Annotated in this window: 11 protein-coding genes; 5 read left to right on the top strand and 6 right to left on the bottom strand. The window is 73.5% G+C overall.

Translation table 11 applies throughout. The annotated features are described in order from the left end of the window. Positions 1-50 precede the first annotated feature (50 nt). Positions 51-1,547, top strand: coding sequence for a glycosyltransferase family 2 protein (locus tag E8D37_RS05580; RefSeq protein ID WP_240770209.1), 1,497 nt, complete (start codon positions 51-53; stop codon positions 1,545-1,547). Then, the gene (locus tag E8D37_RS05585; RefSeq protein ID WP_136568762.1) at positions 1,544-2,281 is read left to right on the top strand and encodes a hypothetical protein; all 738 of its coding nucleotides are present in this window, start codon (positions 1,544-1,546) and stop codon (positions 2,279-2,281) included. The genes E8D37_RS05580 and E8D37_RS05585 overlap by 4 nt, the downstream gene beginning before the upstream one ends. A 106-nt stretch (positions 2,282-2,387) precedes the next feature. Here the strand turns inward: E8D37_RS05585 and E8D37_RS05590 are convergent, their stop codons facing one another. The 3 genes from E8D37_RS05590 to E8D37_RS05600 form a co-directional block, all read right to left on the bottom strand. Beyond that, positions 2,388-3,479, bottom strand: coding sequence for a response regulator transcription factor (locus E8D37_RS05590; RefSeq protein ID WP_136568763.1), 1,092 nt, complete (start codon positions 3,477-3,479; stop codon positions 2,388-2,390). Positions 3,480-3,544: 65 nt separating this feature from the next. Continuing rightward, positions 3,545-4,561: a glycoside hydrolase family 6 protein gene (locus E8D37_RS05595; RefSeq protein ID WP_136568764.1), complete on the bottom strand. Its 1,017-nt coding sequence runs from the start codon at positions 4,559-4,561 to the stop codon at positions 3,545-3,547. A gap of 30 nt (positions 4,562-4,591) precedes the next feature. Next, the gene (locus tag E8D37_RS05600; RefSeq protein ID WP_136568765.1) at positions 4,592-6,031 is read right to left on the bottom strand and encodes an MFS transporter; all 1,440 of its coding nucleotides are present in this window, start codon (positions 6,029-6,031) and stop codon (positions 4,592-4,594) included. 94 nt (positions 6,032-6,125) lie between these two features. Between E8D37_RS05600 and E8D37_RS05605 the strand changes: the two genes are divergently transcribed. Next, positions 6,126-6,728: a TetR/AcrR family transcriptional regulator gene (locus tag E8D37_RS05605; RefSeq protein ID WP_240770210.1), complete on the top strand. Its 603-nt coding sequence runs from the start codon at positions 6,126-6,128 to the stop codon at positions 6,726-6,728. Further along, complete coding sequence (locus E8D37_RS05610; protein WP_136568766.1) at positions 6,725-7,327, top strand: nucleoside triphosphate pyrophosphatase; 603 nt, start codon at positions 6,725-6,727, stop codon at positions 7,325-7,327. The genes E8D37_RS05605 and E8D37_RS05610 overlap by 4 nt, the downstream gene beginning before the upstream one ends. Here E8D37_RS05610 and E8D37_RS05615 read toward each other — a convergent pair. The 3 genes from E8D37_RS05615 to E8D37_RS05625 all read right to left on the bottom strand — a co-directional run bounded on the left by E8D37_RS05615 (position 7,254) and on the right by E8D37_RS05625 (position 10,823). Further along, on the bottom strand, positions 7,254-7,796 hold the full coding sequence (locus E8D37_RS05615; protein ID WP_136568767.1) for a GtrA family protein: 543 nt from the start codon (positions 7,794-7,796) through the stop codon (positions 7,254-7,256). The two genes, E8D37_RS05610 and E8D37_RS05615, sit on opposite strands and share 74 nt — an antisense overlap. An 84-nt stretch (positions 7,797-7,880) precedes the next feature. Continuing rightward, entirely contained in the window at positions 7,881-9,053 is a 1,173-nt protein-coding gene (locus E8D37_RS05620; protein WP_136568768.1) for an acyl-CoA dehydrogenase family protein, read from the bottom strand. Positions 9,054-9,122: 69 nt separating this feature from the next. Continuing rightward, the gene (locus E8D37_RS05625; protein ID WP_206055582.1) at positions 9,123-10,823 is read right to left on the bottom strand and encodes a methyl-accepting chemotaxis protein; all 1,701 of its coding nucleotides are present in this window, start codon (positions 10,821-10,823) and stop codon (positions 9,123-9,125) included. Between the two features lie 338 nt (positions 10,824-11,161). Between E8D37_RS05625 and E8D37_RS05630 the strand changes: the two genes are divergently transcribed. Next, positions 11,162-12,946: a biotin carboxylase N-terminal domain-containing protein gene (locus E8D37_RS05630; RefSeq protein ID WP_136568769.1), complete on the top strand. Its 1,785-nt coding sequence runs from the start codon at positions 11,162-11,164 to the stop codon at positions 12,944-12,946. Positions 12,947-12,949 lie beyond the last annotated feature (3 nt).

A 12,949-nucleotide genomic window follows, 5' to 3' on the forward strand; every position in this document is an offset into this window, starting at 1 on the left:
CTTGTCACACGGCACCTCCCGGTGCGGCCCCCCGAGCAGAGAGCACGAGTGTGAACGACGACAACGGGTACTCCCCCACCCAGGCGACGGGGCTCGGCGCCCCCGAGGCCGGCGCACCCGACGGCTTCGTCCGCCAGTCCGACCCGGGGATGCAGGCCTACGCGGAGACGTTCATGGACGGCCTGGACTCGATGCCCGTCCGCCCCACCGTCGGCTGCATCATCCCCGCCTACAACGAGGCCGAGACGATCGCCGGCGTCCTCGACTCCCTGCTCATGCAGACCCGGCTCCCCGACGTGATCCACCTCGTCGTGAACAACACCTCGGACGACTCCGTGGAGATCGCCAGCCACTACGCCGGCCCCCACACCCGGATGACGCCGACCGGCGAGCAGAGCACGGTCGTGTACGTCCACGACATCGGCAAGAACCCCGACAAGAAGGTCGGGGCGCTCAACTACGGCTACTCCCTGGTCGAGCACATGGACTACCTGCTCGGCGTTGACGGCGACACCACGCCGGAGCCCGACGCGATCGAGCACCTCGTGGCCGAGATCAGCTCGGACAACCGGATCGGCGGCATCTCGGCGATCTACTCGATCGACGACTCCGCCATCGACGGGCTCGTGGCCAAGTTCCTCATCGCCGGCCAGCGGGCCCAGTTCTCGGCCTTCAACATGCAGAACCTGCTGAAGGGCCGGAACATGGCGGTCCTCGGCGGCCAGTTCTCCATCTTCTCCACCCAGGCGCTGCGCGACGTCCTGCGCGACAGCCACCAGCGCACGCCCTGGGTCAACGACTCCGAGGTCGAGGACTCGCTGCTCTCCCTGCAGATCAAGTCGGCCGGCTACCTCACCAAGATCTCGGCCCGGGCCCGCGCGCACGTCGGCGGCATGGACACGCTGCGCTCCCTGGACGCCCAGCAGGTGAAGTGGAACTTCGGCGCCATCGACCTGATGTGGCCGGGCCAGCGCGGCGACACCCGCGGCCAACCGTTCCACCCGAACCTGCGCCTGCGCTGGTTCGAGCACCTCTCCATGGTCCTCAACATGACGACGCGCTTCATGTTCGTCGTCATGCTCACCTGGGCGCTGGCGTTCCACGCCTTCGTCTTCACGCCCTGGTGGCTCGTCCCGCCGGTGGCCGCGGTCTGGCTGAACTTCCGGGTCGCCCACTCGATGCACTTCCGCAACATCAAGGACTACCTGTTCGTGCTCCTCGTGTTCCCCGCGGAGCTCTACATGCTCATCCGGATGGGCCACTTCGTCCGCGCCTGGTGGAAGTTCTTCTCCAAGGCGCAGACCGACAACTGGGCCGCGCAGGCGAAGGCCGAGCGCGGCAAGGGCGTCGCGTGGATGTACCCGTTCGCGCTGGCCACCGTCGTCTGGGCCGCGGCCTGGGCGGGGTGGCAGTACGGGCCGCTCACGCCCGACCTCAAGTCCGACGTCCTCTTCGTCGGCTGGCGGCTGCTCGCCGTCGTCACCGTCCTGCAGACCGCCTGGATGATCATCAAGGCGTCGAAGCGCTACCGGGGGTACAAGGCATGATCCGCCGCCACCCGCGCGGCCGTGCGGCCGCCGGGTCCGTCCTGCTCGCACTCGTCCTGCTGCTCTCCTCGGGGTGCAGCTTCTTCGACCCCAACTCGGCCGACCCCGAGCCGGCGGAGACCACCTCGGCGAGCGCCTCCAGCGACACCGAGACGACCAAGGAGACCCAGTTCACGCGGGACGGGACGTTCCAGTCCCACCTCTCGGTGCCGGGCGCCAAGGACGTCGACTTCGTCTTCACCGTCTACCCGACCAAGGCCACGCCGCGGACCAACGAGTGGTACCCGCGGGGCTCGAAGTACTTCACCTTCACCTTCCAGGCCTACGACCTGGCGCAGGGGCTGCGTGACCCGTTCGCCACCAAGCGGATGGTCTACCTCGACCGGATCAAGGTCTCCTCGGTCACCGTCACCGCGGGCAGCAAGGTGCAGCACCCGTACACGCTCAACGCGGTCGCCAAGAAGATCACGCTCGACCCCGAGCCCGTGACCACGAAGTACGGCATGCTCATCACCTCGCCCAAGGGCGCGTTCGAGCTGCGCAACCAGCGCATCAAGCCGTCCTCCCTCGACACCACCGCGGTGAAGCTGACGTTCACCGCCACCGTGCACGTCGAGAAGAAGGCCGGCAGCTCCACCTACCTGGCCCGCACCGTCACCCAGACGGTGCCGATGACGATCTTCGCCAGCGAGGAGAAGACCGCCGTCGCCGACATCCCCGTCGACGCCAACTGACCCCCGGCCCGGGAAATCCCGGGCACGGCCCCGGACGCGACGAGGCCCGGCCCCCGAGGGGGCCGGGCCTCGTGATGCGTCGGGAGTGACTGCTCGGAGTCGCTGCTCAGAGCGCCTGGGCCAGCCGGTAGCCGACACCGCGGACGGTCTCGACGAAACGCGGGTTGGTGGAGTCGTCACCCAGCTTGCGGCGCAGGTTGGCGATGTGGACCTCGACGGAGCGCTTGTCGGCCTCGTTGACGAAGTACGACGTGACGTACTGCTGGCCGCGCATCGTGAGGACGAGGTCGGCCTTGGAACGGACGCGGCGCCCGGTGCTGAGCAGCGAGGCCATGAGGTCGAACTCGGTGCGGGTCAGCTCGACCCCGTTGCCCGCCACCGTCACGGTGCGCGTCTCGCTGTTGAGCGCGAGGCCGTTGAAGTGCACCCAGCCACCCTCGGCCGCCACCGGGCCGGCGCTGCCGGCCGGCTGGGGCGGCACCGGCTGGTGCGGGACGGCGTGCAGGTAGACCGGCTGGTCCGGGGTGGGGCCGGGGGCCGGCGCGGCCGGCTGCGCGGGGGGCTGGGTCGGCGGCTGGGCGGGTGCCTGCGCGGGCGGCTGCACGGGGCGGGGTGCCTCGGTCGGCTGCCCGGGGCGCAGGGGCGCCACGTTGCTGGGGGTGTTGCTGGGGGTGCTGCCGGGCGCGCTGTCGGCCACCGGCGACGGCGCCGGGGCGACCGGCGGGTGGGTCGGGCGCAGCGGGTTCTGCTGGAGGTCCCGCGCGGCCTGGGTGGCCCAGGAGGTGGAGCCCTGCTTGGGCTCCTCCGCCACGTCCTGGCGCGAGCGGGGGCGGCGCAGCATCGAGTCGGCGCGCGCCCGGAGCTCGCGGGGGCGGAACGGCTTGACCAGGTAGTCGTCCGCGCCGGCCTCGAAGCCCTGCACCACGTCGATCTCGTCGGCCAGCGCCGTGATCATGATCAGGTAGGTGTTGGAGAACTCGCGCACGCGCTTGGCGACGGCGAAGCCGTCCATGCCCGGCATGTTCACGTCGAGGGTGGTGATGAGGGGGTTGTGCTGCCGCACGGCCTCGACCCCCTCGAACCCGTCGCGAGCGAGGACGGTCCTGAAACCGGACTGCGTGAGAACGATGTCGATGAGGTCGCGCACATCGGGGTCGTCCTCGATGATCACCGCGGTCCAGTCCTGACCGTCTGCCATGGCGCAGAGCCTATAGCAGCCTCACCGCTCACCTGCGCCGACCCGGCAAGCCCGGAGCAGCGGGTTCAGCTCCAGCCCGCGGCCTGCGCCAGGGCCACCGCGCGGGCCGCCCAGAGCTCGCCCGCGGCCGGGCCGCCCCGGCACGTCCCGTCGCTCTCGCCCGGCGGCTTGATCCACAAGTAGGCGTCGAGCCCGGTGTCGTCCTCGACGTAGCCCGGCTTGAGCCCCAGGGCCCGCCCCCGCGGGTTGCACCACACGCGGGTCGCGCCGTTCCCGTTGCGGCCGCGGTCGGTCACCCAGTGGCTGCCGCCCAGGAGGGAGGAGAGCTTCTCGGCGTAGGCGAGCTCGTCGTCGTCGGTCTGGTAGTTGGCCACGTTCGTGGCGAAACCGCGCACCTTCCCCACGCCCACCGCGCGCAACAGCCGCGCCATGCGGGCGGGGGCCACCCAGTCGGAGTGACCGGCGTCGACGTAGGTGGTCACGTCGTCGGCGACGAGGACGTCGACCGCGTCGGCGAGGTGGGTGACGCGGGAGGTGCGCAGGCCGCAGGCGAGGCTGCCGGCCAGCGCGTCGGGCTCGAGGATCGCCACGGCGGTGGAGCCGGCCATGGCGTCCGCGATCTCACCGACCCAGTCGGCGTACTCCCCCGCCTCGGTCCCGCCGGAGGAGTAGCCGCCCGTGCAGTCGCGGTTCGGGATGCCGTAGATGACGAGGACGGCCACCTGGTCGTCGTCGGCCGCGTCCTCCACGACCCCTGAGACGTAGGAGCCGACCTCGCCGACGGGGTGCTCCTCGGGCGTGACCCAGATGCCGGCCGAGACGTCGGCGAGCTCGCCGAGGATCGTCGCCTGCTCGGTCAGGCCGGCCTGCTCGGCGTCCGCCACGCCGGCGGCCGTCTTGGAGTCGGGGTCGACGTAGAGGCCCTGCTCGGCGAACCGGTTGCGCTCCTGCGCCCCGCCGCCGAACGGACCCAGGCCCGCCCGCCAGGCGTAGGCGGTGCCGGCCACGGCGACGAGGGCCACGACCACGGCGAGGACGACGAGCCCCCGGACGGGGAGGCGGCGCGGCCGCGGGTCGGGCATGGGCACATTGTGCCGCAGCCCGGCCCGGGGTCACGCACGGACCGGACCGCCCCGGGACGGCCTGCCGGGCGCCGCGAGGGCGGCGACGAGGCCGACCGCGACCGCCGCGGCCCCCACCAGCAGGGCCGGGCCGATGGCGCCGTCGTACCCGGTGGGCGTCACGTCCCCGCCGGCGCCCAGGAAGACGGCGGTGAGGACCGCGACCCCCAGGGCCACGCCGAACTCGCGCAGCGTCGAGTTCGCCGAGCTCGCGACCGCGAAGTCCGTGTCCGGCAGCCCGTCGAGCACCGCGGTGGCGCTCGGCGCGAACGTGAGCCCCATGCCGACGCCGGCGAGCACGAGGGCGGGCAGGAAGGCGCCGTACGTCGAGCCCGCCTCGGTGAGCCAGGCGAACCAGACCAGCGACGCCGTCTGCATCGCCAGACCGGCCACGAGGAGGGCGCGGACGCCGACCCGCGGCGCCACCGCCCCGGCGACGGGGGCGACGAGCATCGGCGCGGCGGTCCAGGGCAGCGTCCGCAGGCCCGCCTCGAACGGCGAGTAGCCCTGCACGACCTGGAGGTACTGCGAGAGGAGGAAGACCGCGCCGAACATGCCGAGGGAGAAGAAGAGCCCGATCACGTTGGCCGAGGCGAAGCCGCGGTGGCCGAAGAGCCGCAGCGGCAGGACGGCGCGGTCGCCCGCGCGGCGCGCGTGCAGGACGTAGACGGGCAGCAGCAGGACGCCGAGCGCCAGGCTCGTCACGACCACCGGGTCGGACCAGCCGTCGTCGTTGCCGTGGACGACGCCCCAGATGCCGCTCAGCACCGCGCCGCCGAGGAGGACGGTGCCCACGACGTCCACGTGCGTGCGCCCGCCCCGCGACTCCCGCACGCCGAGCAGCAGGAGCGGGAGGGCGACCAGCGCGACCGGCACGTTGAGCCAGAAGATGGCCTCCCACCGCAGGCCCTCGACGACGGCCCCACCGACCACGGGCCCCAGCGCCACGCCCAGGCCCGAGACGCCGCCCCAGATGCCGATCGCGGCCGCGCGCAGGCGGGGCGGCACCGAGTCGGCCAGCAGGGCCAGGGAGAGCGGCATGATCGCGGCGCCGCCGACGCCTTGCAGGGCCCGCGCGGCGATGAGCTGGCCCGAGGTGCTCGAGAACCCGGCGGCGAGCGAGCCCAGCGTGAACAGGACGAGGCCCGCGACCATCATCCGGCGCCGGCCGAGCCGGTCCCCCAGCGCCGCGGCGGGCAGCATGAGCGAGGCGAAGGCGAGCGTGTAGGCGTTGAGGAACCAGGACAGGTCCCCCACCGAGGCGCCGAGGTCGACGCGCAGGACGGGCAGCGCCGTGGTCATCACCAGGTTGTCGAGGGTCGCCATGAACATCGGCAGGGACGCCGCGAGCACGGCGACCCACACGGGCCGGGGCCGGCGACGAGCGTTGCCGGCGGGCGGCGCGGCCTCCGGCGAGACGGTGGCGGTCATGTGCTCTCCTCCGGAACGTTCTGCGGATGGTGGTTGGCATCGACTGATTACTAACGAGAAGGACGGTAAGTAATGGACTGATAACCTGTCAACCATGTCGCCCCGGATGTCCTCCGACGAGCGGCGCGAGGAGATCCTCGCCGCCGCCACCCGCGCCTTCGCCGCGCACGGCTACCACGGCACGAGCACCGACGCCGTCGCGCGCGAGGCCGGGATCTCCCAGCCGTACGTCGTGCGGATGTTCGGCGGGAAGCTCGCCCTCTTCCTCGAGGTCTTCGCCTCCGTCGGCGAGCGGGTGGACGCCACCTTCGCCGCGGTCGTCGACGAGCGCCCCTTCGACCCCGACGACGAGGACGACTGGGGCCGGCTCGGCCACGCCTACAAGGCGATGCTCGCCGACGACCCGATGCTGCTGCCCGTCCTGCTCCACGGCTTCGCCGCCGGGGCCGTGCCCGAGATCGGCGCCGTCGGCCGCCGCGCCATGGGGCGGATCTTCGCCACGGTCCAGCGCACGGGCTGCACCCCGGACGCGGCCCGGGACTTCCTGGCCCACGGGATGCTGCTCACGATCCTCGGCTCGATGGGGGCGCCGGCGGCCACGCTCGGGGGCGAGGACTCCCCCGTCGCCGACCTCACCCGCTGCACCTTTGGCGAGCTCCTGACGCCCGCCACCGAGGCGCTAGCGTCGGGGTCGTGACCACCCTCGTCCTGGGCTCCGCCTCGCCCGCCCGCCTCGCCACCCTGCGCACCGCCGGCCTCGACCCGCTCGTCCTCGTCTCCGGGGTCGACGAGTCCCAGCTCGACGCCCTGGCCCCCGCCGACCTGGCCCAGGGCCTGGCCGACCTCAAGTGCGCGGCGGTCGCCCGGCGGCCGGAGGTGCCGGCCGACGCGCTGGTGCTCGGCTGCGACTCCGTGCTGGAGCTCGACGGGGAGGCCCTCGGCAAGCCCGGGACCCCCGAGGTCGCCACGCGCCGGTGGCAGGCGATGCGCGGTCGCACCGGCGTCCTGCACACCGGGCACAGCCTCCTGGACGTCGCCACGGGCGAGACCGCGCGCGGCTGCGGGTCCACGAGCGTGACGTTCGCCGACCTCGACGACGGCGAGATCGCCGCCTACGTGGCGACCGGGGAGCCGCTCCAGGTCGCAGGCGCCTTCACCCTCGACGGGTTCGGCGGCGCGTTCGTCACGGGTATCGAGGGCGACCCCCACAACGTCGTCGGCGTCAGCCTTCCGCTGCTCCGACAGCTGGTGCGACGGCTGGGACATGCCTGGCCGAGCCTGTGGGCGCCTCGCTGAGCAGCGGCTCGCCGCTGCCGGCCGCCCGGTCGGGGTGGGTGAAGACGAACGTGCGGAAGAGCCAGAACCGGGCGCCGACGCCGAGCGCCAGGCCCACCACGTTGGCCGAGACGTTGTCGCTGATCGGGTCGGCCAGCCCGAGCAGGTGCCGGGTGGTCCACAGGCAGCCGATCGGCAGCGTCATGGTGAGCACGTTGATGATCACGAAGGCCGTGCGACCGCCGTCGGCGTGGGTCGTCGGCCGGTGCCGGAACGCCCACGACCGCGTGCCCCGGTAGCTGATCCCCATGCCGACCACGTTGGCGACGACGTAGGCCCAGATCGGGTGCCCCTCCAGCAGCGCGTGGTCCATGAGGCCGACCCCGTGCGCGAGCACGTTGAAGAGCACCGCGGCCACGATGGTCGCCAGGCCGCCGACGGCCAGGAACCGGGTGGCCTCGGCGACGAGTCGACGCCATCGGTTGCCCATGACGCACCAGGGTACGGGAGTGCACGGGGGTGACGGGGACGTCGAGCGCGCCGTCGTGCCCGACGTCACGCCGCCGCCGGCCGCCTACCAGTCCACGGGCAGGCCGAGCCCGCGGGCGAGCACCAGCCGCTGCACCTCGGAGGTGCCCTCCCCCACCTCGAGCACCTTCGCGTCCCGGTAGAACCGGGCCACCGGGTGCTCCTCCATGAACCCGTAGCCGCCCAGGAGCTGGGTCGCCACGCGCGTGGCCGCGACGGCGTGCTCGGTGGCGACCAGCTTGGCCGTGGCCGCGGCCTGCTTCACCTCGGCGGCCGGCCGCCCGGCGTCCACCATCGCGGCGGCGCGGTGGGTGAGCACCCGCGCGGTCGTCGTCCACGCCTCGAGGTCGGCCACTTGGAAGGCGACCGCCTGCCGCCGTCCGATCGGCGCACCGCCGACCTCGCGCTCGCGGGCCTGGACGAGGGCGGCGTCGAGGCAGGCCTGGAGGCAGCCGACCGCGAGCGCGGCGATCGCGACGCGTCCCTCGTCCAGGGTGGCGAGGAACTGGGCGTAGCCGCGGCCGCGCACGCCCAGCAGGTTCTCCTCCGGCACCCGGCACGCCTCGAGGGTCAGCGGGTGGGTGTCCGAGGCGTGCCAGCCGAGCTTGTCGTAGGCCGGCCCCACGGTGAGGCCCGGCGTCCCCGCAGGAACCAGGACGGCCGAGATCTCGGGGCTCCCGTCGGGGCGCTCGCCCGTCCGCGTAGTGACGGTGACCAGCGAGGTGATCGCGGTGCCCGAGTTGGTGATGAACTGCTTGGCCCCGTCGAGCACCCACTCGCCGCCGTCGAGGACGGCCCGGGTCCGCGTCGCCCCGGCGTCCGAGCCCGCCCCCGGCTCGGTGAGGCCGAACGCCGCGAGCGCGCGGCCGGCGGCCAGGTCGGGGACCCACCGCTCCTGCTGCTCGGCGGTGCCGTAGCGCAGGAGGGGCGCGATGCCGAGGCCGACGGCCGCCTCCAGCGTGATCCCGAGCGACTGGTCGACCCGGCCGATCTCCTCGATCGCCACGCAGAGGCTGGTGAGGTCCCCACCGGAGCCGCCCAGGTGCTCGGGCGTGGTGAGCCCGAACAGCCCCAGCTCACCCATCTCCCGCACGGCGTCCAGGGGGAAGGCGTGCGCGCGGTCCCACTCGTGCGCGAACGGGGCCACCCGCTCGCGGGCGAAGGCGGCCACGCTCGCCCTGAACTCCTGGTGGTCGCGGGAGAGCTCGAAGGCGTGCATGGGGGCAGGCTACGTGTCCGGTTAGCGTTTGTTAACCAGGCGCGTGAAGCCGGCCGGGGCGGGCTCCGCTCAGACCCGGAACCGCGTCACCGCGACCCGGAGCTCCGCAGCCATCCGCGCCACCTCGTCGACGGCCAGGCGGGTCTGCGCCAGCGCCTGCGTCGTCGAGCCCGCGGCGTCCGAGACCCCCGAGATGTTCCCGGCGATCTGGTCCGAGCCGGCCGCGGCCTCCGCGATGGTGCGGGTCATCTCGGCCGTCGTCGCGGTCTGCTCCTCCACCGCCGAGGCGATCGAGGTCTGGTGGTCGCTGATCTCGTGCACCACCCCGCTGATCGCGCCGATCGCGTCGACGGCGAGCGCCGCGTCCGCCTGGATCGCGGCGACCCGGGAGGAGATGTCCTCCGTGGCACGCGCGGTCTCCTGGGCGAGGTCCTTGACCTCGCTGGCGACCACGGCGAAGCCCTTGCCGGACTCCCCCGCCCGGGCCGCCTCGATCGTCGCGTTGAGCGCGAGCAGGTTCGTCTGCTCGGCGATGTCGGTGATGGCACGGACGACCTCGCCGATCTCCCGGCTGGAGTCGCCCAGGCGCGCCACCCCGTCGGTGGCCTGCTCCATCAGGCGGACCGCGTCGTCCGCGACGTGGGCCGCCGAGCCGGCGGACTGCGAGATCTCGCGGATCGAGGCGCCCATCTCCTCCGAGCCCGCCGCGACGGTGCGCACGTGCAGGGAGACCTCCTCCGCCGCGTCCGAGACGACCACCGCCTGGACCGCCGTCTCCTCCGCGCCGGCGGCGATCTGGGTGGCGGACGCCGAGAGCTCCTCGGAGGCCGCCGCGAGGGCGTCGGAGGAGTCGTGGACGGTGCGCATCAGCCCGCGCACCACGTCGGCGGCGCGGTCGAGGCTGGCGGCCATCCGGCCGAGCTCGTCGCGCGAGTCGACGCCGGAGGAGGCGGTGAGGTCGCCCGCGGCCAGCGCGTCCGCCACGCCGCCGACCGCGGCGAGGTCCGTGCCGATCCGCCGCGAGACCAGCAGCCCCACGGCCGCGGCGGCGAGCACGCCGAGCCCCAGGGTGCCGAGCACGACGAGCCGGGCCCGGGCGTAGTCGTCGTCGCTCGCGGCGACGGTGGCGGCGGCCTCGGCGGACTCGAGGTCGGCGACCTCGTGCAGCAGGCTCCGCGCGGTCACCAGGTGCTGGCCCTCGTCCGCCCGGGACGCGGCCAGCCAGGCCGCGTCGTCCCCCGCGATCGCGAGCGGCGCGAGCACGTCCTCGGCGTACGCCACGCCGGCGTCCAGCTCCCTGCCGGCCTCCGCGAGCAGGTCCTCGGCCTCCGGCCCCAGCCCCAGCGTCTCGAGGGCGGCGACGTCCTCGTCGGCCGCCGCGGCCAGCACGGGGACGTCGGCGAGGACGTCGCGGGTGTCCGCGGCGTCCGGCTCCAGGGCCCCCTCGCGGACCGCGATGCCGATCTCGTCGACGTCGGCGACGAGATCGGCCGTCAGCAGCCCGGCCCGGACGTTGCGCTCGTAGAGGGCGTCGACGTCCTCCCCCAGGGCGGCCAGCTCGACGAGGCCCACGGCCCCCACGACCCCGGCCGCGACCAGCCCGACCACGGCGCACGCGAGCACCCGCACCGCGACCGGGAGGTCACGCAGCGAGGTGCGGCGCCGTGGGGCGGGCGTCGCGGGCCCCGCCGTGGCGTCGTGCGCGCCGGCGGGGTCCACCGGGGTCGGCGGTCCCCAGGCACGGGAGCGTTCCAGGACTGGTGCGGACAACGTCGTCCTCCTTCTCGGCGCGGGCCCCTGCTCGACCCACTCGACGGGCCCGGCTGAGGCCGGGATCGGCGCCTCGGCCCCCGACCTGAGAGGTCCGGCGGTGCGGTCCCGCCGGACGGCGTCCCGTGACGAGAGGGCTCCGGCCCCCGAGCGCAAGTAGTTCCGAGACAGATGTGCCACACCGGCCGGGAGCGCGCGGCGGTACTGTGACCGCGGATCCGCGCCCGCGGGCCGCTCGCCGGAGCCGTGGGACCGCCCGCAGGACTCCGGGCGAGAAGCACCGGGCGGGACATACAGCGAGATGCACAGACGAAGAAGCACACCAGGCAGGAGCGCACGTGCCCACCACCAAGCCCCTTGAGAAGGTCCTCATCGCCAACCGAGGCGAGATCGCAGTCCGGGTCGTCCGGGCCTGCAAGGACGCGGGCATCGGCAGCGTCGCCGTCTACGCCGACCCGGACCGGGACGCGATCTTCGTCCGGCTCGCCGACGAGGCCTACGCCCTGGGCGGGGCGACCCCGGCCGAGACGTACCTCGACATCGCCAAGATCATCGACGTGGCGAAGCGCTCCGGCGCCGACTCCGTGCACCCCGGCTACGGCTTCCTCGCCGAGAACGCCGAGTTCGCCCAGGCCGTCATCGACGCGGGGCTGACCTGGATCGGCCCCTCCCCCGCCGCGATCGACGCGCTCGGCGACAAGGCCAAGGCCAAGCACATCGCCGAGCGCGCCGGCGCCCCGCTGGCCCCCGGCACCAAGGACCCGGTCTCCGGCGCCGACGAGGTCGTGGCCTTCGCCGAGGCGAACGGCCTGCCGGTCGCCATCAAGGCCGTCTTCGGCGGCGGCGGCCGCGGCCTCAAGGTCGCCCGCACGATCGAGGAGATCCCGGACCTCTACGAGTCCGCCGTCCGCGAGGCCGTCACCGCCTTCGGCCGGGGCGAGTGCCTGGTGGAGAAGTTCCTCGACCAGCCCCGCCACGTCGAGACCCAGTGCCTCGCCGACACCCACGGCAACGTCGTGGTCGTCTCGACCCGCGACTGCTCGCTCCAGCGCCGCAACCAGAAGCTCGTCGAGGAGGCCCCGGCCCCCTACCTCACCCCCGAGCAGCTCGAGCGCCTCTACTCCTCCTCCAAGGCGATCCTCAAGGAGGCCGGCTACGTCGGTGCCGGCACGTGCGAGTTCCTCGTCGCCAAGGACGGCACCATCTCCTTCCTCGAGGTCAACACCCGCCTCCAGGTGGAGCACTGCGTCTCCGAGGAGGTCACCGGCATCGACCTCGTCCGCGAGATGTTCCGCATCGCCGCCGGCGAGGAGCTCGGCTACGACGACCCCGAGATCCGCGGCCACTCCATCGAGTACCGGATCAACGCCGAGGACGGCGGCCGCAACTTCATGCCGGCGCCGGGCACCCTCACCGCGTGGGCGCCGCCGCAGGGCCCGGGCGTCCGCGTCGACGGCGGCTACGAGGCCGGCCAGACCATCCCCGGCTCCTTCGACTCCCTCATCGCCAAGCTCGTCGTCACCGGCCGCGACCGCCAGCACGCGCTCGAGCGCTCGCGCCGCGCCCTCGCCGAGTTCGTCGTCGACGGCATGCCGACCGTCATCCCGTTCCACCGGGCCGTCATCGACGACCCGGCGTTCATCGGCACCGGCGACGACCACACCGGTCACTTCAGCGTCTACACGACCTGGATCGAGACCGAGTTCGACAACCAGATCGAGCCCTACAGCGGCGCCTTCGGCGAGGCCGACGAGGAGGCCGAGCGCCAGACCGTCGTCGTCGAGGTCGGTGGCAAGCGCCTCGAGGTCAGCCTCCCCGGCGGCCTCGGCTCCGTGGGGGCCGCGCCGGCCGCCTCCGCCGCCAAGAAGCCCAAGCGTGCCGCCAAGAAGGCCGGCTCCGCGGCCTCCGGCGACGCGGTGACCAGCCCGATGCAGGGCACCGTCGTCAAGGTCCTCGTCGAGGACGGCGCGGAGGTCGCCGAGGGCGACAGCGTCGTGGTCATCGAGGCGATGAAGATGGAGCAGCCGCTCAAGGCGCACAAGGCCGGCACCGTCACCGGCCTGTCGGCGGCGGTCGGCGAGACCGTCACCCAGGGCCAGGTCATCTGCGAGCTCAAGGGCTGAGCC

It is taken from the genome of Nocardioides sp. GY 10127, from assembly GCF_004919085.1.
GTDB lineage: Bacteria > Actinomycetota > Actinomycetes > Propionibacteriales > Nocardioidaceae > Nocardioides.